At 66.4% G+C, this 23931-nt stretch carries 21 protein-coding genes; 8 read left to right on the top strand and 13 right to left on the bottom strand.

Going from position 1 to position 23931, the window contains the following annotated elements; all coding sequences use genetic code 11:
• Together DES44_RS07400 and DES44_RS07395 are read right to left on the bottom strand one after the other, a co-directional pair.
• Window positions 1-3285 carry an efflux RND transporter permease subunit gene (locus DES44_RS07400; protein ID WP_083525665.1) on the bottom strand — a complete coding sequence of 1095 codons (3285 nt, stop codon included), beginning with the start codon at window positions 3283-3285 and terminating at the stop codon, window positions 1-3.
• A 12-nt stretch (window positions 3286-3297) separates the two neighbouring features.
• The gene (locus DES44_RS07395) at window positions 3298-4449 is read right to left on the bottom strand and encodes an efflux RND transporter periplasmic adaptor subunit (protein ID WP_058935549.1); all 1152 of its coding nucleotides are present in this window, start codon (window positions 4447-4449) and stop codon (window positions 3298-3300) included.
• Window positions 4450-4628: 179 nt separating this feature from the next.
• Between DES44_RS07395 and DES44_RS24550 the strand changes: the two genes are divergently transcribed.
• Complete coding sequence (locus DES44_RS24550; RefSeq protein WP_157592967.1) at window positions 4629-5729, top strand: glycoside hydrolase family 19 protein; 1101 nt, start codon at window positions 4629-4631, stop codon at window positions 5727-5729.
• Window positions 5713-6297, top strand: coding sequence for a hypothetical protein (locus DES44_RS07385; RefSeq protein ID WP_058935551.1), 585 nt, complete (start codon window positions 5713-5715; stop codon window positions 6295-6297). Before DES44_RS24550 ends, DES44_RS07385 begins: the two co-directional genes overlap by 17 nt.
• Window positions 6298-6301: 4 nt before the next feature.
• Here the strand turns inward: DES44_RS07385 and aroC are convergent, their stop codons facing one another.
• Window positions 6302-7411, bottom strand: a complete 1110-nt coding sequence (aroC, locus tag DES44_RS07380) for a chorismate synthase (RefSeq protein WP_058935552.1) — start codon at window positions 7409-7411, stop codon at window positions 6302-6304.
• 221 nt (window positions 7412-7632) lie between these two features.
• Complete coding sequence (locus tag DES44_RS07375) at window positions 7633-8094, bottom strand: CBS domain-containing protein (protein WP_058935553.1); 462 nt, start codon at window positions 8092-8094, stop codon at window positions 7633-7635.
• Window positions 8095-8287: 193 nt separating this feature from the next.
• Here DES44_RS07375 and DES44_RS07370 point away from each other — a divergent pair, with 193 nt between their 5' ends.
• Entirely contained in the window at window positions 8288-9601 is a 1314-nt protein-coding gene (locus DES44_RS07370; protein WP_058935554.1) for an O-acetylhomoserine aminocarboxypropyltransferase, read from the top strand.
• Window positions 9602-9609: 8 nt separating this feature from the next.
• Window positions 9610-10458, top strand: a complete 849-nt coding sequence (locus DES44_RS07365) for an alpha/beta fold hydrolase (RefSeq protein WP_058935555.1) — start codon at window positions 9610-9612, stop codon at window positions 10456-10458.
• Here DES44_RS07365 and DES44_RS07360 read toward each other — a convergent pair.
• Window positions 10444-11421, bottom strand: a complete 978-nt coding sequence (locus DES44_RS07360) for an NAD-dependent epimerase/dehydratase family protein (protein WP_058935556.1) — start codon at window positions 11419-11421, stop codon at window positions 10444-10446. The two genes, DES44_RS07365 and DES44_RS07360, sit on opposite strands and share 15 nt — an antisense overlap.
• Before the next feature lie 87 nt (window positions 11422-11508).
• Window positions 11509-12732: a glycine C-acetyltransferase gene (gene kbl, locus DES44_RS07355; RefSeq protein WP_058935557.1), complete on the bottom strand. Its 1224-nt coding sequence runs from the start codon at window positions 12730-12732 to the stop codon at window positions 11509-11511.
• Window positions 12733-12875: 143 nt separating this feature from the next.
• Between kbl and DES44_RS07350 the strand changes: the two genes are divergently transcribed.
• Complete coding sequence (locus tag DES44_RS07350; protein WP_058935558.1) at window positions 12876-13454, top strand: helix-turn-helix domain-containing protein; 579 nt, start codon at window positions 12876-12878, stop codon at window positions 13452-13454.
• A 16-nt stretch (window positions 13455-13470) separates the two neighbouring features.
• Here DES44_RS07350 and DES44_RS07345 read toward each other — a convergent pair whose 3' ends face one another.
• On the bottom strand, window positions 13471-13704 hold the full coding sequence (locus tag DES44_RS07345) for a FitA-like ribbon-helix-helix domain-containing protein (protein WP_083526070.1): 234 nt from the start codon (window positions 13702-13704) through the stop codon (window positions 13471-13473).
• A gap of 122 nt (window positions 13705-13826) precedes the next feature.
• Between DES44_RS07345 and DES44_RS07340 the strand changes: the two genes are divergently transcribed.
• Window positions 13827-14195 (top strand): hypothetical protein, encoded by a 369-nt coding sequence (locus DES44_RS07340; RefSeq protein ID WP_058935559.1) that lies wholly within the window; start codon window positions 13827-13829, stop codon window positions 14193-14195.
• Between the two features lie 173 nt (window positions 14196-14368).
• Here DES44_RS07340 and DES44_RS07335 read toward each other — a convergent pair whose 3' ends face one another.
• A complete protein-coding gene (locus DES44_RS07335; protein ID WP_232309790.1) occupies window positions 14369-15607 on the bottom strand; it encodes a YihY family inner membrane protein in 1239 nt (412 codons plus the stop codon).
• A 19-nt stretch (window positions 15608-15626) separates the two neighbouring features.
• On the opposite strand from DES44_RS07335, the gene DES44_RS07330 reads away from it, so the two are divergent.
• Both DES44_RS07330 and DES44_RS07325 read left to right on the top strand, forming a co-directional pair.
• Entirely contained in the window at window positions 15627-16037 is a 411-nt protein-coding gene (locus DES44_RS07330; protein ID WP_232309791.1) for a DUF2069 domain-containing protein, read from the top strand.
• 74 nt (window positions 16038-16111) lie between these two features.
• Window positions 16112-17533, top strand: coding sequence for an FAD-binding oxidoreductase (locus DES44_RS07325; RefSeq protein WP_058935561.1), 1422 nt, complete (start codon window positions 16112-16114; stop codon window positions 17531-17533).
• 30 nt (window positions 17534-17563) lie between these two features.
• On the opposite strand, the gene DES44_RS07320 is transcribed toward DES44_RS07325, so the two are convergent.
• From DES44_RS07320 to DES44_RS07300, 5 genes are all read right to left on the bottom strand, one after another.
• Window positions 17564-20887: an efflux RND transporter permease subunit gene (locus DES44_RS07320; RefSeq protein ID WP_083525668.1), complete on the bottom strand. Its 3324-nt coding sequence runs from the start codon at window positions 20885-20887 to the stop codon at window positions 17564-17566.
• A gap of 17 nt (window positions 20888-20904) precedes the next feature.
• Entirely contained in the window at window positions 20905-22140 is a 1236-nt protein-coding gene (locus tag DES44_RS07315; protein WP_058935562.1) for an efflux RND transporter periplasmic adaptor subunit, read from the bottom strand.
• 262 nt (window positions 22141-22402) lie between these two features.
• Window positions 22403-22936, bottom strand: coding sequence for a DUF1178 family protein (locus DES44_RS07310; protein WP_058935563.1), 534 nt, complete (start codon window positions 22934-22936; stop codon window positions 22403-22405).
• A gap of 25 nt (window positions 22937-22961) precedes the next feature.
• The gene (locus DES44_RS07305) at window positions 22962-23594 is read right to left on the bottom strand and encodes an NUDIX domain-containing protein (RefSeq protein ID WP_058935564.1); all 633 of its coding nucleotides are present in this window, start codon (window positions 23592-23594) and stop codon (window positions 22962-22964) included.
• Window positions 23578-23910, bottom strand: a complete 333-nt coding sequence (locus DES44_RS07300) for a DUF2818 family protein (RefSeq protein WP_058935565.1) — start codon at window positions 23908-23910, stop codon at window positions 23578-23580. The genes DES44_RS07305 and DES44_RS07300 overlap by 17 nt, the downstream gene beginning before the upstream one ends.
• Window positions 23911-23931 lie beyond the last annotated feature (21 nt).

Here is a 23931-nt window from a genome sequence, read left to right as displayed (position 1 = left end):
TCAGTCCGCGATCCCCGGCGTCGGCGTGATGCCACCGAGGTGGCTCACACGTTGGTCCCCTGCGGCGGCAACACCTGAACGCCCGCTGTCCGCGCCGCCCTGCCCCTGAGCCTCTGCGGCCCGGAAGCTCTTGGCCCCGCGCACCAGGTAGGAGTAGATCACCGGCACCACCACCAGCGTCAGCAGCGTGGAGGTGATCACCCCGCCGATGATCGCCCGGCCCATCGGCGCCTGGATCTCACCGCCGTCGTTCAGCGCGATCGCCATCGGCAGCATGCCGAACACCATGGCGGCGGTCGTCATGATGATGGGCCGCATCCGCACCAGCCCCGCCTGCAGCAGCGCCTCCGGAATCGACATCCCCTCCTTGCGGGCATGGTTGGCAAAGTCCACCAGCAAGATCGCGTTCTTGGTCACCAGGCCCATCAGCATCACCAGCCCGATCATCGAGAACACGTTCAGCGTCGTCTTCCAGAACAGCAGGGCCAGCATCACCCCGATCAGCGACAGCGGCAGGGAGGCCATGATCGCAATCGGCTGCAGGAAGCTCGCGAACTGGCTGGCCAGCACGATGTAGATGAAGATCAGCGCCAGGCCCATGGCCATCACCAGGCCGATCATGAAGTCCGCCTGCTGTTTGCCGTCGCCGTCCACCATGAAGCTGATTCCGGGGGGCAGTTCCGTTTCCTTGATCAGCTTTTGCACATCGGCATTCACATCGCCCGACGGGCGTCCCTGCACCCCGGCATACACCGCTTCACGGCGCTGCAGGTTCTGGCGACGGATCACTTCCGGATTGAACACTTCCTCCAGCGTGGCCACTTGCTCCAGCGACACGGGCGAGCCGTCCTTCGCAAAGGCGACCGGCAGTCGGCGCATCTGCTCCAGGTTCTGGCGCTGGTCCTTGGGCAGGCGCAGCAGCACCTCCACCTGATTGCCGTCCGGCGTCGTCCAGTAGGTCGCGACCTCGCCATTCACGTACGCATGCAGGGAAGACGCCACCATCGGCGCATTCAGGCCCAGCTCACGCACGGCGGAGTCCTTCAGACGCACGGCAAAGGTCGGCACGCCCGGCTTGACCGTGGTGTCCACATCCACCGCGCCCTTGATCTTCTTGACCTTCTCGGCGAAGTCCTTGGCCACCTGGGTCAAGACCTGCGGGTCGGTGCCCAGGATGGTGATCCACACCGGCCGGTTGAAACCAACGCTGAGCTCCACACCCGGAATGCGGGAGATTTGCTCGCGGATGGCGTTTTCCACTTCGCTTTGGCTGCGGCTGCGCTCGCGGCGGTCCACCAGCGCGATGTTGAGCATGGCCTGGTTGCGGCCAGTGGACATGCCCTCCCCGCTGGCGCCGACCACCGTCGAGACGGTCTTGACCTCCGGCATGCGGGCCAGGATTTCTTCCACCTGCCGCACCTTGTTGTCGCCGCGGTCCAGGCTGGTGGCCACCGGCATGCGCAGACTGATCTGGGTAAAGCCCTGGTCGGTCTGCGGCACGAATTCACCGCCGACCAGCGGCACCAGCATCAGCGCGCCGACGAAGCTGGCCACACCGCCCATCGTCACCAGGCCGCGCGGCGTGATGGTCGCAAACCGCAGCCGACGCGGCAGTTGGCGCTGGCGCTCCCCAAACGCGTCGAACGGACGGCCATAAGCGGGCATCGGGGGCACGAACATCCGGTAGCGGCGGCCCGAGAAAATCCAACGGATGCTGACCTCATACCAGCGGTGCAGCACGTCCATGCCGGCGTCGGTGGCGCGGATGAGATGCCCCACCACCGGCACGCGCTTCAGGCGCGTGGAGGGCGGGTCGTGCCACACCGAGGACATCATCGGGTCCAGCGTGAAGCTGACGAACAGCGACACCAGCACCGCCACCGCGACGGTGATGCCGAACGGGTAGAAGAACTTGCCGATGACGCCGCCCATGAAGGCGACCGGCACGAACACTGCGCAGATGGCGAAGGTGGTGGCCATCACCGCCAGGCCGATCTCGTTGGTGCCGTCCTCGGCGGCGCGGCGATGGTCCTTGCCCATGCCGACATGCCGCACGATGTTCTCCCGCACCACGATGGCATCGTCGATCAGCAGCCCGATGCACAGGCTCAGCGCCATCATGGTCATGAAGTTCAGCGTGAAGCCGAAGGCATAGACCGCGATGAAGCTGGAGATGACCGAGATCGGCAGTGTGAGGCCGGTGATGACGGTGGACCGCCAGCTGTGCAGGAACAGGAAGACGATGGCCACGGTCAGCAGCGCGCCTTCCACCAGCGTATGCCGCAGGCCCTTGAGCGAGTTCTTCACGAAGTCGCTGTTGGCGTAGATCAGGCGCAGCTCCATGTCCTTGGGCAGCGTCTTGCGCAGCTCCGCCAGGGCGGACTGGATGGCTTCGCCGGTGGCGACGATGTTGGCGTCCTGCTGCTTGAAGATGTTGAAGTTGACCGCCGGCTGGCCGTTGATGCGGGCGATGGAGTCTTTTTCGCGTTCCCGCTCGACCAGCGTGCCCAGGTCGCCCAGGGTGAGGTTCAGGTCGCCGCGGCGGGCCACCACCACGTTGACGAACTCCTTGGGGTCCTTGACCTTGCCTTCGACGCGCAGCATGGTGTCGGTGGCGGCATTGGACAGCAGGCCGACCGGGGAATCGGTATTGGCCTGGTTCAGCGCCGTGGCGATCTGGGCCGGAGTGACGCTGTAGGCGCGCAGGCGCTGCGGGTCCAGGTCGATGCGCACTTCCCGCAGGGCCAGGCCGCCCACATCCACGCGGGCCACGCCTTCGACGCGGGACAGCCGCTTGGAGACGACCAGGTCCGCCATCATCGACAGCTCCCGCGGGGTGCGGGTCTTGCTGAGCAGCGCGGCCACGACGACGGGCTGCGCGTTATCACCCTGGAAGCGGGAGACGGTCGGCGGCTTGGCGTCCTTCGGGAAGCTGGCCTGGGCCAGCGCGACCTGGTCGCGCACTTCCTGCATGGCGCGGTTCATGTCGACGTTGAGGCTGAACTCGACGCTGGCCTGCACCCGGCCTTCGAAGCTGCGGGACTGGATGCGGTCCACCCCGGCGACGGTGTTGAGCGCTTCTTCCAGCGGCTTGGCAATCTCACGCTCGACGGCTTCCGGCGAGGCGCCGGGGTAGCGCACGTCGATCCAGGCGCCGGGCAGCGAGATGTCGGGCATCTGTTCGACGCCCAGCTTGGAGTAGGAGAACAGCCCCAGCACACACAGGGCCACCATGACCATGGTGGCGAAGACCGGGTTCTGGATCGAGATACGGGTCATCCACATGGGGAATCCCTCTTACTGAGTATTGGCGCTGGCCGATGCGCTGGCGACGCTGGCCTTGGGCGGCAGGATGGTGGCGGCCTGGCCTTCCTTCAGGTTGTCGAAGCGGGCGCCAAGGACCTGGGCGTCGGAGGCCAGGCCGGCGACGACTTCCACCCGGCCTTCCCGCGGGTCGCGGCGGCCGGTGGTGACGATGCGGCGGACGAGGTTGCCCTTGTCGATGACCCACACATGCTCCTGGCCGGACACGCTGCCCAGAGCCGTCAGCGGGACGGTCATGCGCTGCTTGTCGTCCGGCATTTCGACGCGGGCGACGGCGTATTGGCCTGCTCGGAAGCGCTCACCCGGGTTGTCCAGGGTGAGGGTGACGCCGATGGAACGGGTGCCGGGTTCCGCCGCCGGGGCGATGCGGGCGATGCGGGCCTCGACCGGCTTGTCGACGCCTTCGACCTGAAGGTTGACGCTCATGCCGGGCTTGAGGCGGCTGACTTCGTGGGTGCCGACGAGGCCGGCGAGTTCCAGGCGGGAGAGGTCGACGATGGTCAGGACCTGCTGTTCCGCAGCGACCTTTTCGCCGGGGACCACGTGGCGCTTGGACACGATGCCGTCGATGGGTGAGAGCAGCGCCGCCTGGGTCAGGAGCACCTGGCTGGTGGCCAACTGGGCCTGCGCCGAGAGCATCTGGGCGCGGGCGGTTTCCAGCGCGGAGCGGGAGTTATCCAGGGCGGTGGGCGCAATGAAGTTCTGGGTGGCCAGGCCTTGGTTGGCTTTGTATTGGCGCTCGTACTGTTCATACTGGGCACGGGCGGATTCGACGCCGGCCGTGCGTTCTGCCACTTTGTGGCGAAGCTCTTCCAGGTCCAGTTGGCCCAGGCTTTGTCCCGCCTTGACGCGGCTGCCCTCGCCCACCGAGAGGTTGACCAGGCTGCCATTGGCCTTGGCCCGGACGACCACGGTGTTCGGCGCCACCAGCGGGCCCGAAAATTCAATCACCCCCGGCATGCTGGCCGGCATGGGGCGCACCACCTCGCTGGCCTGGAATTCGAGCGGGGGCTTGGCCGCTTCCTTCTTGGGCGCGGGTTCAGCCTGGCGGCTGACGGCAAAGACCGCAGCGCCGCCCGCCAAAATCACCAAGGCCAGTCCGCCCAGCCATACCTTCTTGCGCATGTTCTCCCCCAAGTCTCTTGAACCGCTTGGCTGGGCATCCCGGAACCACCCGCGACACCACAACGAAGCTCGAATGCGGCGGAGTGTAGGAAGGGGGCCTCAGCGCAGGGGGTGAACTGCGACGAATTGCAGTTTGCAGAGCATGAACTGCTGAAGGTTGCGGATTGTCGATCCTTGTTGTGAACGACGAAGTTCTGGTGCGCGCGGGCACCAATGTTCCCAGTGAAGAGTCTTCATGTGACCGGGATGGCGAAAGTCACATTCCAACACTCACGCCCGCCGGTAGACTTGCTCGCACACTTATCCTTGGCTCAAGAATGGCTGGACTAAGAAGCATCGGCATATTGGGGCTCGACATCCATTCGGATCCGAATCCCTTAACTGCATCTCCCGGGTTCAATGGCCCTGGGCACGGTTACCTCCAAAGCGCAGATCAAACAGTCCCTGGACCACTCGGTTTGGGTGGATACGGACCGGCTTCAGGAGTTCAATCGTTATCGAGCAGCGCCGGCTGGCTCTACGGCACCCAACCGGGACTTGACTACGGGCCCGCGGGCTTGCTGGGGCTAAACGGTGCGAGTGCGGGCCTTATCACCGCTTTCCAACTCAAGGCCGTCTTCAGCGACGCGACGCCAGCTTTCCTGCAAGGCGTTGCGGATGAGCTCAACGTCAACTTGGTCAAGTTCCGTCTGGACACCCCTTTGAGGCGGGCCCATTTCTTTGCGCAAGTGCGTGAGGAATCCGGCCCGGGCATGGACGCCCAGGTGGAAGACATGACCTACGCTCCGGCCGTTCTCAAATCGAAATTCGGGTATTACAAAGAGCACCCGGACGAGGCCGATGTCGATGGGTACGAGCGTGATCCCAAAAACTCCAGAAAGTTCCTGCGTAAGCCTGACAAAGAAGCCATCGCCAACAAGGCTTACTCTTCGAGATATGGCAATGGCGCACCAAGCACAGGTGACGGCTCAAAGTTCCGTGGGCGTGGATTGATTCAGGTCACCTGGCGTGACAACTATCGAACGATCACCAACTTCTACAACTCACTGTTTGGCAAAAGTGATGTGGACTTTGAAAAGAATCCCGAATGGATGGCCACGTATCCGTACAGCGTCAGATCTGCGGTTTGCTACTGGGTCTGGAAAGAGCTGGCTGGTCTCGCCGATCTCGGCTCGACTGGCGCAGACGTTGACCGCATCACCGCCATCGTCAACAAGTACACGGATTCATATGCACGCCGCAGGGAGCACTTCAAAGTCGCGTATGCAGCTTTCAAGTAAACAGCCGTGGATCGGAGCCCTCCTCGTCGGGCTCTCTTCGGCCTGCTTCGGCCAGGCCATGTGCACACCGCAGGAAGAAGTTGCGTACTCCTGCACTACCGGCACCAAGACTGCGTCCCTCTGCAAGTCCGCGGACACCACTGCGCCGGCTTCGCTAACGTACCGATACGGCAGGGTTGGCAAGACGGAACTCGAATACGTGGCGACCCTTGAGAATGCGAGGACATTCTCGGCGTTCACGCTGCCAGCCAACCCACGCGCTCAGATTCGCATGGTTTGGTTCGACAAAGGGGACTTCCAGTACCTGATGACGGAGTGCGCCGGCGGTAGCTGCAAAAGTTTGGGCCGACTGGCGGTATTCAGGGGGGACCGCATGCTGATGAACGCGGAATGCACAAATCCCCCGTCATCCCAGCCGCATTTCTCTCGCAGCCTCATTCAGTTTGGACCCGATGTTGATCAAGCCAAAAGCCTGACTCCGCTCATCAAGTGGGAAGAGATGCTGTTCCCCATCGAGGCAATCTACAAAGCCGAGATGGCGCCGCATGGCAAGACCTGGGACAACTAGTCGCTCAGGCTGACTGCGGGCGCTGCGCCGCGATCGCGGCAATCGGCAGTTCAACTTCCGCGCATTGGGCGCGGTCCATCAGGACATGGTCCATGACCACCAAGGCCAGCATGGCCTCGGCAATCGGCGTGGCACGGATGCCCACGCACGGGTCGTGCCGGCCGAAGGTCTCGACCGTGGTCGGCTCGCCCGCACGGTTGATCGATGCCTTGGGCGTCCGGATCGAACTGGTCGGCTTGATGGCAATGGACACGCGCAGGTCCTGGCCGCTGGAAATGCCGCCCAGCACGCCCCCCGCGTTGTTGCTGGCAAAGCCCTCTGGCGTCAGCTCGTCGCCGTGCTGGCTGCCGCGCTGGCGCACGCTTTCGAAGCCGGCTCCGATCTCAACGCCCTTGACGGCGTTGATGCCCATCATGGCGTACGCAATGTCGGCATCCAGCTTGTCGAAAAGCGGTTGGCCCAAGCCCGCCGGCATGCCGGTGGCCTCCACCATCAGTCGGGCGCCGACGGAGTCACCGTCCTTGCGCAGCTGGTCCATGTAGGCCTCCAGCGCGTCAATCTGGCTGGTGTTGGCCGCAAAGAATGGGTTCTGGCCGACGTGCTCCCAACCCTCGAAAGCAATGTCGATGTCGCCCAGCGCCGTCATGCAGCCCCGGAACGAAACCCCCAGCGACTGCGCCAGCCACTTGCGGGCCACCGCGCCGGCCGCCACCATCGGCGCCGTCAGGCGGGCCGAGGAGCGGCCACCGCCGCGCGGGTCCCGCAGGCCGTATTTGCGCCAGTAGGTGTAGTCGGCATGGCCCGGGCGGAAGGTGTCCAGGATGTTGCCGTAGTCCTTGCTGCGCTGGTCCACGTTGCGGATCAGCAGGCAGATCGGGGTGCCGGTGGTGACCCCCTCATAGACGCCCGACAGGATCTCGACCTGGTCCGGCTCCTGCCGCTGGGTCACATGGCGGGACGTGCCCGGGCGGCGACGGTCCAGCTCCGGCTGGATGTCCTCCACCGACAGCGCCAGCCCCGGCGGGCAGCCATCAATGACGCAGCCAATCGCCGGGCCATGGCTTTCGCCGAAATTGGTGACGCGAAACAAGCTGCCGAAGGTGCTGCCGGACATCGTAAAACCTGCCAGGGCTGAAAAAGGGGAAGGGTCGATTCTACGAGCCCCCTCCCCCGCTCAAGGACCAGCGCCGCTCCCTCAGACGCAAAAACGGCCCATCAAAGGGCCGTTTGGAGCGCACCGGGGACAGTGATTCGGCAACCCAGTCTTCGCGGCCCTGACTTCGCAGCCCCGCTTCCGAAGCCCAGTCCCCCGGGTTCAACGAAGTTCAACGGGGTTCAGGACGCCTGCGCCTGACCCCCCTCTTCCGCCGGCCAGTCCCGGATGTAGGCCTTGAGCATGCGGTTTTCGAAGTCCTGCGAATCCACCACCGTCTTGGCGACGTCGTAGAACGAAATCACGCCCATGAGCTGGCGGCCATTGAGCACCGGCATGTAGCGGGCATGGCGCCCCAGCATCATGCGACGCACTTCGTCGATCTCGGTGGCCGGGGTGCAGGTCAGCGGCGCGTCATCCATGACGCTTCGCACCAGCGACGTGCCCACGCTGCCCCCATTGCGGGTGATGGCCTGGATGACCTCGCGGAAGGTGAGCATGCCCACCAGATCGTCGAATTCGATCACCACCAGCGAGCCGATGTCGCGCTCGGCCATGGTGGCCACAGCGTCCGCCAATGGCTGGTCGGGTGAGACGGTAAAGAGCGTGTTGCCCTTGACGCGCAGGATGTCGGAGACTTTCATGCCCCTCAACATAGCACACAATGCCCGCTGGAAGGCACCACCTGCATGCGGCCGTCGTCAAGATCAGCAGCGGCCGTGGGCGGCGCCCCACGATACGGTCGGGCGCCCCCCGACACCCCCTCGCGGACGGCCGCCACCCGCGCCCGCCCGCCGACACGACGGCCGACCACGGCCGCAGAGACAGGAGACATTCATGGCAGGTCCTGCCGATCCCGGTTTTGACACGCTGGCCCTGCATGCCGGCGCCAGCCCCGACCCCAGCACCGGCGCACGTGCCGTCCCGCTGCATCTGACGACCTCGTTCGTGTTCGAGAGCACCGAGCAGGCCGCCGGCCTGTTCAACATGGAACGCAGCGGACATGTGTATTCCCGGCTGTCGAATCCGACCACGGCCGTGCTGGAGGAGCGCATCGCCGCCCTGGACGGCGGCGCCGGCGCCATCGCAACCGCCAGTGGCCAGGCCGCGCTGCATCTGGCCGTGGCCACCCTGGTCGGCGCAGGGCATCACATCGTGGCGTCGTCGGCGCTGTACGGCGGCTCCCACAACCTGCTGCACTACACCCTGCGCCGGTTTGGCATCCAGACCACCTTCGTGGCCCCCGGCGACCTGGACGCCTGGCGCAACGCCATTCGCCCCGAGACGCGCCTGCTGTTGGGAGAAAGCCTCGGCAACCCCGGCCTGGACGTCCTGGACATTCCCGCCGTTGCCCAGATCGCCCACGACGCCGGCCTTCCGCTGCTGGTGGATGCCACGTTCGTGACGCCCTATCTGCAACAGCCCCTGGCCCTGGGCGCCGACCTGGTCTACCACTCGGCCACCAAGTTCCTGTGCGGACACGGCACGGTGGTGGGCGGACTGCTGGTTGACGGCGGCCGCTTCGACTGGGAACAGGCCCACGCCGGCAGCGGCACCGAACGGCGATTCGCCGAGCTGTGCGAGCCTTATGACGGCTTCCATGGGATGGTCTTCAGCGAGGAGAGCTCGGTGGGCGCCTTCCTGCTGCGCGCCCGTCGCGAAGGACTGCGCGACTTCGGCGCCTGCATGAGCCCGCACACCGCCTGGCTGATCCTGCAAGGCATCGAGACCCTGCCCCTGCGCATGCAGCGGCATGTGAGCAATGCGCAGAAGGTGGCGGAGTTCCTGGTCCGTCATCCGATGGTGGACCGGGTCCGCTTCCCCGGCCTGCCGGATCATCCCGACCATGCCCTGGCGCAGCGCTTGCTGCCGCGCGGCTGCGGCGCCGTCTTCAGCTTCGACCTGAAGGGCGGACGGGATCAGGGCCGCAAGTTCATCGAGTCCCTGCGGCTGTTCTCCCATCTGGCGAATGTGGGGGATGCCCGGTCGCTGGTGATCCATCCGGCCTCGACCACCCACTTCCGCATGGACGACGCCGCGCTGGCCGCCTCCGGCATTGGCCCCGGCACCCTGCGGCTGTCGATCGGGCTGGAAGATCCGGACGATCTGATCGCCGACCTGTCCACCGCACTGAAGGTGGCCGCCAAATGAGGATCGAGATGAAGACCCCGATCCATGTCGAACGCGACGGCGAGCACGATGGGCGCGACGCGCATGGTGGCCCCACCGCCTATGCCTACACCGGCGGCAAGCCCTTCGACCCCACCCTGCCCTGCGTGGTGTTCATCCACGGCGCCCTGCATGACCACAGCGTCTGGACGCTGCTGGCCCGGTTCCTGGCGCATCACGGCCACTCCGTGCTGGCCGTGGACCTGCCCGGCCACGGCCGCAGCGACGGCCCACCGCTGGCCGATGTGGAAGCGCTCGGCGCCTGGGTGCTGGACCTGATGAGCGCAGCCGGCGTGGACACCGCTGCGCTGGTCGGTCATTCGATGGGCTCGCTGATTGCGCTGGAAGCGGCGGCCCAGGCACCGGCACGCTGCTCGCGCCTGGTGATGGTGGGCACCGCCTGGCCGATGAAGGTGAGCGAGTCGCTGCTGAACACGGCCCGCGAACAGCCGCTGAGCGCGATGGCGATGGTCAATGCGTTCTCGCATTCGACGCTGGCCGCCAAGCCGTCCCACCCCGGGCCCGGCGTGTGGCTGCACGGGGCGAATCTGGCGCTGATGGAGCGGACGCAAGCCCGCGGCGCGGCCCACGGCAACCTGTTCCTGCACGACTTCCAGGTGTGTGACCGTTACACCGGCGCACCCGAGGCGGCGCAGCGGGTGCAGGCGCCCGCCCATCTGATCCTGGGCGCGAAGGACCAGATGACACCGCCCAAGGCGGCCCGTCAGCTGGCGGACATGCTCAAGGCGCAGGTCCAGACGCTGCCCGCCGGCCATGCGCTGATGACCGAGGCGCCGGAGGCGCTCCTGGCCGCGGTGAGGGCGTCACTGGCCGGCTGAGGAGCCCGCCTTGTCCGCGCTGGCGTCGATCTGCTGCTTCAGCGACGCCAGCATGTCGTCCACCATCTTGTCCAGGTCGTACTGGAGCGCCCAGCCCCAGTCGCGCTGGGCGACCGTGTCGTCAATAGCCTGGGGCCAGCTGGCGGCGATGTGCTGACGGAAGTCCGGCGCGTAGTCGATGGTGAAGCCCGGAATATGCCGACGAATGGACGCCGCGATCTGCGCCGGCGTGAAGCTCACCCCGGCCAGGTTGTAGCTGCCCCATTCGGTGATGCGCTCGGCCGGGGCTTCCATCAGCTCCAGCGTGGCCCGCAGGGCATCCGGCATGTACATCATCGGCAGGGCCTGGTCTTCCCGCAGGAAGCAGGTGTAGCGGCCGTGCTTGAGGGCTTCATGGAAGATCTCGACGGCATAGTCGGTGGTGCCGCCGCCCGGAGGCGTCTTCCAGCTGATCAGGCCCGGATACCGCAGGCTGCGCACATCCACGCCGTGGTTGGCGTGGTACCAGCGGCACCAGCCCTCCCCTGCCAGCTTGGAGACGCCATACACCGTGGTCGGATCCATGACCGTCGTCTGCGGCGTGCCGACCTTGGGCGTCTGCGGGCCGAAGGCGGCGATCGAGCTGGGCCAGAACACCCGCTCCAGCTTCACCGTGCGGGCCAGTTCGAGCACGTTGAGCAGGCCCTTCATGTTCAGGTCCCAGGCCCACATCGGATGCTTCTCACCGGTGGCGGACAGGGCCGCGGCCAGGTGATAGACCTGCGTGATGCCGTGACGCTTGACCACGGCCGCCAGTGCGGCGCCGTCGGTCACGTCGAGCATCTCGTGGGTGAGGAAGGGAACGCGGCCCTGCGGGGCCACGTCGCTGGTGATGACGCTGGCGTTGCCGTGGCGCTGGGCCAGTTCCACCGCCAGTTCGGAACCGATCTGGCCATTGGCCCCGATCAACAAAATCTTGGTCATTGCTGCTCTTCTCAATCGCTCTTGCCGCGTCGGTGCAACGCCTGCCCGGGCCCGGTGCCCGCGAGGCGCCCACCGTCCGCCACGGCCTTACTTCACCAGGCCCAGTTCCCGTCCGGCCTGGGCGAAGGCGGCCACCGCCTTCTCCAGATGTTCGCGCTCATGCACCGCGGAAATCTGCACCCGCACCCGCGCCTGCTCCTTGGGCACGACCGGATAGAAGAAGCCCACCGCATAGACGCCCAGTTCCAGCAGACGCGCGCTGAGCTGCTGGGCCTTCACCGCATCGAACACCATGATGGGGACGATGGGGTGCGTGCCCGGCTTGATCTGGAAACCGGCCTGCTGGATGGCCTCGCGGAAGTAGGTGGTGTTGGCTTCCAGCTTGTCGCGCAGCGCGGTGCTGGCTTCCAGCAGGTCCAGCACGGCCAGCGATGCGCCCACGATGCTGGGCGCCACGGTGTTGGAGAACAGATACGGACGGGAGCGCTGGCGCAGCAGCTCGATGACTTCCTTGCGGCCGGTGGTGAAACCGCCCGAAGCGCCGCCCAGGGCCTTGCCCAGCGTGCCGGTGATGATGTCGACCTGGCCATAGACGCCGCGATGTTCATGGGTGCCGCGACCGGTCTTGCCCATGAAACCGCTGGCATGGCATTCGTCGATGCCCAGCAGCGCGCCGTGGCGGTGGGTGATCTCGCGGATCTGGTCCAGCTGGGCAATGGTGCCGTCCATGGAGAACACACCGTCGGTGAAGACCAGCACATGGCGCGCGCCGGCCTGGCGGGCCTCGACCAGTTGCCGCTCGAGGTCGGCCATGTCGTTGTGCTTGTAGCGGTAGCGCTTGGCCTTGCACAGGCGGATGCCGTCGATGATGGAGGCGTGGTTCAGCTCGTCGCTGATGATCGCGTCCTGCTCGCCCAGCAGCGGCTCGAACAGGCCACCGTTGGCGTCGAACGCGGCGGCGTAGAGGATGGTGTCTTCCGTGCCCAGGAAACGGGCCAGGCGCTGCTCCAGTTCCTTGTGGATGTCCTGCGTGCCGCAGATGAAACGCACGGAAGACAGGCCGTAGCCATGCGTGCGCAGCGCCTCGTGGGCCGCCTCCAGCACCTGCGGATGGGCCGACAGGCCCAGATAGTTGTTGGCGCACAGGTTGATGACTTCACGCCCGTCGCGGGTGGTCACCACCGCGCCCTGCGGGCTGGTGATGATGCGCTCGTTCTTGTAGAGACCGGCTTCGCGGATGCCCTGCAGTTCATTCTGCAGATGGCGATAGAAATCTTCCGTGGAGGGGGTCTGAGGCGCTTGGGTGGTCATGCGGGGAGCTCCTGCGGCACAATCCGTTAAATCGAACGCGTTCGTTATATCGAACGGCTGTGCAGTATCGAGGAATCAAAGTGGCGGGTCAAGGTGGCGAGTCCAAGGGGCGAGTGGCCAGGCCTGCGCAATGTCAGTGAGCCATGTCCGCCATTCCGTCAGAAAAGTTGGAACCTCCGCGCGTCGGCGCCACCTTGCAGGCCCTGCGGCAGGCACAGGGTTTGTCGCTGGACGAACTGTCGCGACGGGCGGGCGTGTCCAAGTCGATGCTCTCTCAAATTGAGCGGAACCAGGCCAATCCCACGGTGGCAGTGGTGTGGCGGCTGGCCAATGCGCTGAGGGTGGAGTTGTCCGAGCTGTTGGGCGGGGAGCGTCCGGCGGCACCGCCGATCGAGGTGGTGGCGGCCCATGCCACGCCGGGGCTGTCCAGCCCGGACGGGCTGTGCCGGCTGCGCATCCTGGGGCCGATCGAGCTGGCCGGGCAGTTTGAGTGGTATGAGCTGACGGTGCAACCCGGCGGCGCGCTGGAGTCCGCGGCGCATGAACCCGGGTCGCGGGAGCACCTGAGCGTATTGAGCGGCGAACTGGAAGTGACGGCCGGCGGGAGCCGGCACCTGGTGAAGGCCGGGGAGACCGCGCGTTATGCGGTGGATGGGGCGCATGCCATCCGCAATGTGGGCAAGAAGGCCGCTACGGCGATGTTGGCGGTGCTGCACGCGTGATGGGCCACGCATCGGGTCATTCAAACTCCGCCGGTCGAACGGCGGACTTGCTGCGTGGCCACTTGGTTTCCACGCCTCCGAATCGCCCACCAATGGCTACGAGCGAAGTGCCCAGTCCCGGCGCAGGGCGTAAAGCGTTCTGCAGTATTTGACGCACCTCGGCTTGTAGGCTTCTCCCGTGGAGCTTAGCGCGGCGCTTGAGTTGGTTGCGTGTCTCTTCGGAGAGGTCGCGAACAGTGAATGTGGCCATCGCCATTACCTCCAAACAGTCTGATTCCAATTCAGAAATCCTACGTTCTGTTACCGACTTCTCCCTTCGATCCGATCAGAATCGTCAGCAAGAGAGAGGGAGCGTTTCAGGTAGTTCTATTGATGCAACAACGCTCACTGAAGTCCGTCCCCATCCGCGCGCAGACGTCCGAACCCACTGAGGACCAGCCCACTTCCCCCACCAGCATCCGCCCCGCACCCGACGACCAGTTGCAGAAATTGGCCATGCTCGAAGGTTCTGCCCGCTTGCGGGTGGCGGAGCAGCGCGTGCGTCACGGCTTGGAGGACCCCGCGATTCGCGTCCAGCCCTCCGCCGCAGCCACGCTGCACACGGCGCGGCACACGCGCAGTTCGGGAAGCGGGTATGTCGCCGACAAAGCCAAGGGCAAGGCGAAGCGCTTGCGCCTGTTCCTCTTGATCGTTGCAGCGCTGCTTCTGGGCAGCGCCGCCGCCTTGCACTGGCTGCGCTGAGCCATTTCAGCCTGAGCATCTGCTCACGGCACCGGAAGATGTCGCATCGCTGATCGCGATGGCCCGTCTGATGGAGCAGCCACGCGGCCGCGCCTCAGCGCAGGGCGACTGCAGAGATCGCCGATGCGCCGCGGGCCCCGCTGCCTCTGGATGACAGCCGCCAGGCCGGCTGCTCAGCGCTGCAGGACAGCGCGCAGCGTCAACTGATCCCACTGCGCACCCGCCCATAGCGCCCCGAGGCCGTCGGAGCGCGGGAGCAGCAGCGTGCGGATCAGCGGCTCGGCCCGCGTGGCGGCGGGGTCGCACAGCAGCACCAGTCGCTGCGCGCCCTCCTCTTCCAGCCGCCCCACCCAGTCCAGGTCCAGCAATTCGTCCACCACCGGCTCCAGCTGCAGCGGATCCACGCACAGCCGCTGCGACAGGGACAGCATCGTCAAGCCGGTCTCCCCGGCCGTCCTCGCCGCCTCCAGCTCCCGCAGGATGTCCAGCGCCAGCTCCAGTTGCATGCCCGGCGTCGGACGTCGCACGCTGACGCCGCCCGCCAGCGCGGGCGCATTCGCCGCGAGAATCGCCCCCAGCAGGACGATGGACCAGCCCACATAGATCCAGATCAGGAAGATGGGCACCGCCGCAAACGCCCCATAGAGCGTGGAATAGGTCGGCACCTGCTTCACATACCAGGCCAGCGCCTGCTTGGCCAGGTGAAAGGCCACCGCCGTGAACCCCGCGCCCACCAGGGCATGGCGCCAGCGCACATCCGTGTTGGGCACGTAATGGAACAGCGCGGCCATGGCCGCCCACAGCACGATCAGGTCCACGCTGGAGAGCAGCACCACCAGGCTGCGCGGCATGTTGTCCACCAGGTCCTTGCCGGTGGTGATCAGGTAGCTGGTCAGGGTGAGACTGCCGCCCAGCAGCAAGGGCCCCAGCGTCATCGCGGCCCAGTACACCAGCACCCGCTGCGCGATGGGCCGGGGCCGCTGCACCCGCCAGATCTGGTTGAGCGTGCGGTCGATGGTCAGCATCAGCGACAGCGCCGTCACCGCCAGCACCACCAGGCCCACCGCGCCCAGCCGGTTGGCCTTGGCGGCGAACTGCGTCAGCGAGCCCAGCACAGGGCGCGCAATGTTGTCGGGTACCAGCGACTTCAGGAAGTACTTTTCCAGCGCGCCCTGGAAGGCGGAGAACATCGGAAAGGCCGTGAACAGCGCCAGCGCGACCGTCAGCAGCGGCACCAGCGAAATGAGCGTGGTGAAGGTCAGACTGCCGGCGGTCAGCCCCAGGCGCTCTTCCCGGAAGCGCTGCACGAAGATGCGGAATGTCTCCAGCCACGGCCACCGCAGCAGGCTCTGCACCAACTCGCGAATCCCCTCTCGCCAGCCCTGCTCTGGCACACGCATCCTGATGTTCATGGTGGCTATGATGCCAGCCATGTCAAGTTTGCACGCCCCGCCTACCGACCTCGACACCCGGCGCGCCCAACCCACGCAGCCGCAGCGACTCAGCCGCGGTGTGGCGCTGGGTGCCACGGTGGCGCTGGCGCTGCTGTGTGTGGTGTGGGAAGTCTGGCTGCTGCCGGTGGGCCGCGGCACGCTGGCGCTCAAGGCGCTGCCGTTGCTGCTGCCGCTGCCCGGGTTGTGGCGCTACCGGCTCTACACGTTTCGGGCGCTCAGCCTGTTCGTGTGGCTCTATGCGCTCGAAGGCCTGGTGCGCGCGACGTCCGAACCGGGCCTGGGGGCGGTATTGGCCACGGGGGAAGCGCTGCTGTCCGTGGTGATTTTTGTCGCTTGCGCGGTGCATGTGCGGCAGCGGCTGGCGGCGGCCCGGGCCACGCCCGGTTGATGCCTGGCTGATGCCCGACTCATGCCCGATCTGACCCTGCGCGGCTGGCCGCTGCGCCTGTAGAGGACCCCACCATGACCGTTCACCTGATCAACGCCTTGCGCGGAGTCGTGGGCGATGCCCACGTGCTGCTGCCCGAGCTGCTGCCGGATCACGAGCTGACCCCCTATCAGCAGGACTGGCGCAAGCGCTACCAGGGACGAGCGCTGGCCGTGCTGCGGCCGGAGACGACCGCGCAGGTGGCGGCGGTGGTAAAGCTGGCGCGGGAGCATCGCGTGTCCCTGGTGCCGCAAGGCGGCAACACCGGCCTGGTGGGCGGCGGCGTGCCGGATGGCTCAGGCCAGCAGTTGCTGCTGAGCCTCAAACGGCTGCAGAAGGTGCGGCAGCTCGACGCGGCCAATCTGACGATGACGGTCGAGGCGGGCTGCGTGCTGCAGCAGGTACAGGACACCGCGCGGCACGCCGGCCTGCTGTTCCCGCTGAGCCTGGCCGCGGAAGGCAGTTGCACCATCGGCGGCAACCTCTCGACCAATGCCGGCGGCACGCAGGTGCTGCGCTATGGCAATGCCCGGGATCTGTGCCTGGGGCTGGAGGTGGTGACGGCCGAAGGCGAGATCTGGGACGGGCTCTCCGGCCTGCGCAAGGACAACACCGGCTATGACCTGCGAGACCTGTTCATCGGCGCCGAAGGCACGCTGGGCATCATCACTGCGGCCACGCTGAAACTGTTCCCCCAGCCCCGCGCCCGCATGACGGCGCTGGCCGCATGCCCGACCCTCGAGGCCGCCGTTCAATTGCTGGGCCTGGCGCAATCGCGCTGCGGTGCGGCGCTGACCGGCTTCGAAGTGATGAATGCGCAGTCGCTGGCGCTGGTGGCGCGGCACTTTCCGCAGCTGATCCAGCCCCTGGGCCCCCGCCCGTGGACGGTGCTGCTGGAGCTGTCGGACAACGAAGGCGAGACCCATGCCCGCGAGCAGTTCGAAGGCGTGCTGTCCGAGGCTCTGGAAGGCGGTGTGATCGACGATGCAGCGGTGGCCGAAAGCCTGGCTCAGAGCCAGGCGATGTGGCACCTGCGCGAGTCCATCCCACTGGCCCAGAGCGAAGAAGGCCTCAACATCAAGCACGACATCGCCCTGCCGGTGTCGCGCATCCCTGCGTTCGTGGCGGCCTGTGACGCGCTGCTGGCGCAGCACTTCCCCGGATCGCGGCTGGTGAACTTCGGCCATCTGGGCGACGGCAACCTGCACTACAACGTGCAGGCACCGGAAGGCGTGGCCCCGGCCGACTTTCTGAAGACCCATGAGGCTGCCGTCAACGCCGTGGTGTATGACCAGGTCATGGCGCATGGCGGATCGATCTCCGCGGAACACGGCATCGGCCAACTCAAGCGGGAGGAGCTCACGCGGCGCAAGAGCCCGGTGGCCCTCCAGCTCATGCGGCAGATCAAGCAGGCGCTGGATCCGATGGGCCTGCTCAATCCCAACCGGGTGGTGTGAGCGGACGCGGGACGCGTCCGCCCCACCGCATCAGTCGTCTCCGGCGCCGCGGGGTTGCTCGCGCAGGCCGACCAGGCCGGGCTGCACCGTCGGCCCCTCCTTGGGAGCGTTCGGGTCGTTCGGCATATGCGGCGTATTCGGCGTATTCGGCGGCTGCGACGACTCGCGGCGCTTGCCCAACAAGGCTTCCCCGATCCACCACAGGAACAGCACACCCGTCACCAACGCCACGAAGGTCACCAGCGTCTGCAGCAGGTTCAGCACCCAGGCCACCGGGGCCTTGCCACGCGCGGTCCAGCGCGCGGTGCGGGCCTTCTGGCGGTCGAAGAAGAGCTCGATGCTGTCGTAGAAGCACGGCACCATCAGCAGCGTCAACACCGTGGAGGTCAGGGTGCCGCCGATGATGGCCACCGCCATCGGCCGATAGAACTCACCGCCCTCCCCGACCCCGATCGCCACCGGCAGCATGCCGGCGATCAGCGCAAAGGTGGTCATGAGAATCGGACGGAAGCGCTTGCGGCCCGCATGCATCAGCGCCTCTTCGCGCGGCACGCCCTCCGACTCCTCATGGCGGGCGGCATCCAGCAGCAGGATGGCATTCTTGGCCACCAGCCCCGCCAGCATGATCACGCCAATCAGGCTCATCAGGTTCAGGCCGCCATTGGTGATCAACAGGGCCACCACCACCCCGATCAGGGACAGCGGCAGCGACAGCATCACCCCCGCCGGCGCGGTAAAGCTGCCGAACTGCATGACGAGGATCAAATACATCAGCCCGATGCCGGAGACCAGCGCCACAAGCATGGCGCCGAACACCTCCTGCTGGCTCTTGGCATCACCGGCCAGCGCAATGCCATAACCGGGCGGGAAGTTGATCGACTTGGCCAGCTTCAGAGCATCCGCCGTCACCTCACCCGGCGAGCGACCATGCGCATTGGCCGACACCGCAATCATCCGTTTGCTGTCCGCATGCTGGATCTTGGACGGGCCCTTGCCCATGGTGATGGTGGCGATCTGCTCCAGCGGGACCATCACCCCGGTGCCGGTCACCGAGATCGGCAGCCGCTCGATGTTGGAGGCATCCACCCGGTCCTGCGGGGCCAGGCGCACCGACACGTCGCGGGTCTCGCCGCTGGGGTCCACCCAGTCGCCGACTTCCACACCGGCAAAGGCCACCCGCAGCGCATTGGCCGCATCCCCCACAGAAATGCCCAGCGAATTGGCCAGGCCGCGGTTGAGCTCGATCTGCAGCTCGTCCTGCGGATCCTGTTCGGACAGGCCCACATCCACCGCGCCCGGCACCTTGCGCAGCTTCTCCATGAAGTCGGTGGTCAGCTCCATCAGTTTGCGGGAATCCGTGCCGGAGAAGCGGATCTGCACCGGCTTCTGGGCGCCGTTGTTCAGGTCGTCCAGCACCGTGTACTCGGCGCCGACCAGGCGGGACACGCGGGAGCGCAGGTCCGCCGCGATCTCCGCCGCACTGCGCTTGCGCTGGGTGCTCTTGCCCAGGTCCACATAGATGCGGCCGCCGCTGACGTTGACCGTCTCGTTCGTCGCCTTGGTCTCCGGAATCTCCCGGGCCAGCGCCGCAGCTGCCGCCAGCTTCAGGCGGGAATATTCCAGGCTGGAACTGGCAGGAGTGCGCACGTCCACGGCAATCGTGCCGGAGTCGGTCTTGGGCAGGAAACTGCTGCCGCCAAAAAGCGCCTGCAGCACCAGCGCCAGCACCAGGCTGACCATGGCAAAAAACGCCATCCACCGGCGATGGTGCAGTGCCCAGGCGATGACGTGACCATACCGGTCCGCCTGATGGTCGAACCAGTGGTTGAAGCGCTCCAGCAGGCGCGAGATGCCCTTCTTCGGCTGCTCGTGATAGCCGGGAGGGTCGCCCCAGAAGGCCGACAGCATCGGGTCCAGCGTGAAGGAGATGAACAGGGACACCAGCACCGAAGCCACCACGGTCAGCCCGAACGGCCGGAACCATTCGCCGGACACGCCCGGCATGAAGGCCACCGGCACGAACACCGCAACGATGGAGAAGGTGGTGGCCGCCACCGCCAGGCCGATTTCGGCCGTGCCGTTCAGGGCCGCCGTGCGACGGTCCGCCCCGCGTTCCATGTGCCGGACGATGTTCTCCCGCACCACGATGGCATCGTCGATCAGCACCCCGATGGCCAGCGACAGCCCCAGCAGGCTCATGAAGTTCAGGGTGAAGCCGCACAGCCACACCGCGATGAAGGCCGCCACGACCGAGGTCGGCAGCGACAGCGCCGTGATCAGCGTCGAGCGCCAGGAATTCAGGAACACATACACCACGAACACCGTCAGGCCCGCGCCGAAGACCAGCGCATGGATGACGTTGTTGAGGCTGTCCTGGGCGTCCTTGCCGCCGTCCTGGGTGATCTCGAGCTTGGTGCCCTTCTTCAGCGTCTTGTTGATGTCGTCGACCAGCTTGCGGGTCTCATTCGCCACGGTCACGGTGGACGCGTCGCGCGAGCGGGTGACCGCCAGGCCCACATTGGGATTGCCGTTGCGCACGGACAGGCCAGTCTGCTCGGCAAACCCGTCCTGCACGGTGGCGACCTGGCCCAGGCGCACCAGCTCATTGCCGGAGCGCTTGACCACGATCTGGGTGAAGTCTTCCGGGGATTCGAGCCGGCCCAGCAGCCGGATGCTCTGGTCCTCCATCGTGCCGCGCACCTTGCCCACTGGCGCGGTGGTGTTCTGATTGCGCAGCGCCTGCACGACCTCGGTCACCGAGACATTGAATTCGCGCAGCTTCTGGGCATTGAGCAGCACCGACAGTTCCCGCTTCAGCGCGCCGTTGACCTCGACCGTGGCCACGCCGGAGAGCGAACGGAAGCGGTCGGCCAACTGGTCTTCCGCCAGACGCGAGATTTCCGCATGGCTTTCCGCGCTGGAGGACAGGGCCAGCTGCATCACCGGCTCGGAGGCCGGGTCGTAGCGCTGCAGCACCGGCTCCCGCATTTCGGTGGGCAGCTTGTGCCGGACCGCGCCGATGGCGTTGCGGATCTCATCCGCCGCCTCGGTCATGTTCTTGTTGAACTCGTAGATCAGGATGAACTGTGCGCGACCTTCATTGGCGGTGGCGCGGACCTCCGTCACCCCGGGGATGCTCTGCATCGATTTTTCGATGCGGTTGATCACCTCCCGCTCCACCGTCTCCGGGGACGCGCCCGGATAGGTGATGCTGACCACCATCACCGGCTCCTGCACGTCCGGAATCTGGTTGACCCGCAGCTTGGACAAGGCCAGCAGCCCCATGGCCATGAGCATGATGATCACCACGATCATCGCGACCGGCTTCTTGACCGAGAAATTGGAAAGGAACATGTCGGTCTCCTGGCGGATCAGGCGGCCCGCAGCGGCGTCAGGGCCTCACAGCCCTGTGCAGAGGAGGTCATGGTGGACGGCTTGGGCGCCGAGGGTGCCGCGGGCGGCGGCAGGGCCTTGGTGAAGTCGACCTTCTGGCCGTCCTGCAATGTGCTGTTGGGATGACGCAGCAACCGGTCGCCACTCTTGAGGCCACCGGCCACCACGAACAGGCCCTGGCGCTCGTCTCGGGCGCCGAGCTTCACTTCAGCCTTGCGCAGGCTGTTGCCGTCGATGCGCCACACAAAGCTGCGGTCGCCTTCCCGCACCAGGGCGCTGTCGGCCACCATCAGGGCGGAAATGCTGGTCGCCTCGACACGGCCTTCGGCATAAAGACCGGCCACGCCGGGCTGCTGGGCCCCGCTGAAGTCCACCAGCACTTCCACCTGGCGGGTGTTGGTGTTGGCGGCCTGCGCAATCCGGCGGATCTTGCCCTGGAAGTCGATCTGCGGATAGCCGTTGACCTTGAAATAAACGATCTGGCCCAGCTTGAGCTCGGCCATGCGGTCCGCGGAGACCAGGCCTTCGAAGCGCATGCTGCCCGGGTCCATGACCTTGATCAGTTCCTTGCCCAGCTGCGCCGAATCGCCGGGCGACACCTTGCGGTCGCTCACCACGCCGTCGAACGGGGCACGGATTTCGGTACGCTGCTGCTGCTGGCGCGCGGTCGCCTGGCGGGCCTTGGCCGCCACCAGGTCGCTCTGGGCATTGTTGCGGCGGACCTCGGCATCTTCCATCGCCTGGATGGAGCTCATGCCCTGGGCCTGCAAAGTCTTCAGGCGTTGGTACTGGCGCTCGGCCTGCTCGAAGCTCTGGGCGGACGCCCGCACCGCTTCCTCGGCCGACTGCACGCTGTCGCGAATGGCGGTGTCGTCCAGCCGCACCAGCAGGTCGCCGCGCTTCACCCGTTCGCCGTTTTCCTTGTAGACCGACAGCACCACCGCCTGGATCTCAGCGCGCAGGTCGGCGCGACGTTCCGGCTGGATGGAGCCGGTGATGACCGGCCCGCTGGCGTATTGGCTCTCCCCCAGGGTCTGCACGTCCTCGGGCGACACGATCAGGCTGGGCGCCGTGGTGCTGCCCACGGCCTGGGCGTCCTTCTTGCCGCCCTCGCCCCCGGGCTTTTGTTCGCCGCGTCCGCAAGCGGTCAGGACCACCAAAGTGGCAAGGGCAACCAGCGACAGGCGCAGCGAAGAGCGCAACACAGGCGTCATGAATCAGGCTCCGAAGAAGTCAGGCAGTGAGATCAATCAAGGGACGGGTTCTCGCACGCCCGCGCCTGCCTGGAACTACAGCGGGCGCGTGTCGGTCTTGAATGCAGGGTTCGTGCGAAAAGCGCGCTAGCTTAACGCCTGTCTGCGCCCGTGATGATGGTCACACCCGAGAGGGTGCCTGCGGCGCGACAACGCAACCGGCCAGCGCACTCGGACGGTGCGACTGCGGGGGAGAACTGCAGGGGACGACTGCGGGCGCTGCCTACTGCAGCGGGTCCTTGAGCGCGCTGGGCACCGCCAGCGTCACGACCTCGATGCCCTCTTCGGCCAGCGCCTGGGCCTCGTCCGGCGTGGCCTGCCCGCGGATGCCGCGGGCTTCGCTCTCGCCGTAATGGATGCGGCGCGCTTCTTCGGCGAAACGCTCGCCAACATCTTCGGTGTTGGCCATGATCTGGCGCACTGCCTGCATCACCTGCCGTTGCAGGTCGATCGGCGCCATCGCGCCCTCGGCGGACGAACCCGGCGCCGCACCGGACGGCCCGGCGGGTGCCAGGGCTCCGCCGCTCGTGCCTGCCGGGCCCGCAGGACCGCCCGAGGCGCCTCGCGAAGGCGCCACCGGCTCAGACGCCGACGACAGGTTCAAGCGCGGCGCACTCGGCATGCGCCGCACCTGCACGCTGTTGCACAGGGGGCAGCTCAGCAGACCGCGCTGCTGCTGGGATTCAAAGTCGGCGGCAGAGCCAAACCAGCCCTCAAAGCCGTGTCCCGCCTCACAAGCCAGATTCAAGACCAACATGGTGGCAATGCTAGCCTTTCCCGATTCAGGCTGCCGGATGCCAGTCCAAAGGCCATGCCCCCGAGCGCCAGCGGGACAGCCACAACAGGCAGGTCAGCGACTTGGCGTCGGTCAACTCACCCTGGACCGCCATGCGCTCCAGGGTGTCCTGGTCGTGGGCCACCACGTCGAGGAATTCACCTTCGTCCAGCTTGCGCTCACCCGCCACCAGGCCGCGTGCAAAGAAGATCTCGATGCGTTCGGTGGAATAGGCAATGGCGTTGTGCATGACGCCGGCATGGGCCCACTCGGTGGCCCGGTAGCCGGTCTCTTCCAGCAGTTCCCGCTGGGCGCAGACCAGCGGCGGCTCGTCCGGATCCAGCTTGCCGGCCGGAAACTCGAGCATCACACGGCCCATCGGATACCGATACTGCCGCTCCAGCAGCAAGCGGCCATCCTCCAGAATGGGGACGATGACCGCCGCGCCCGGATGGTGGATGTATTCGCGGGTGGATTCGCGGCCGTTGGGCAGTTGCACCCGGTCGCGGGAGACCTGAAGAAAATTGCCGCGCAACACCCACTGGGCACTGAGCGGCAATTCACGTAGGTGCGGGTCGGCGTCGGCGGCGGGCTGGATGCCGGAGAACGGTGCGTCAGGGGTGTCAGCGGTCGTCGTCATCGAACTCTCGAACACGGGTCCGGGACCGGCGCAGGTAACGCCAGACGAAACCCGGAAAACCCAGGGTGATGAACAGCGCCAGGGCGGCCGCATAGAACTCCCAGCCCTGGGGATAACGCTGACCGAGGCGGGCTTCCAGGCCCACCCCGATGGCCAGCGTCAGCAGGGCCAGCAAGAACAGTTCCAGCAGACGCCAGCCAGGCGCTTTGGGATCACGCCGGGGACCGACCAGCAGCACCCGGGAACTGAGATAAGGCAGATTGGCGGCGGCCAGTGCCACCGCCAGGACGATCCAGACCGATGCGCTTTGCTCCATGCGGAAACGTCCCTGCCCTCT

Origin of the sequence: Roseateles depolymerans (assembly GCF_003387155.1) — a bacterium.
GTDB classification, from domain to species: domain Bacteria; phylum Pseudomonadota; class Gammaproteobacteria; order Burkholderiales; family Burkholderiaceae_C; genus Roseateles; species Roseateles depolymerans.
Note: the sequence above shows the minus strand (reverse complement) of the source record. Positions and strands in the feature narration are given on the sequence as shown.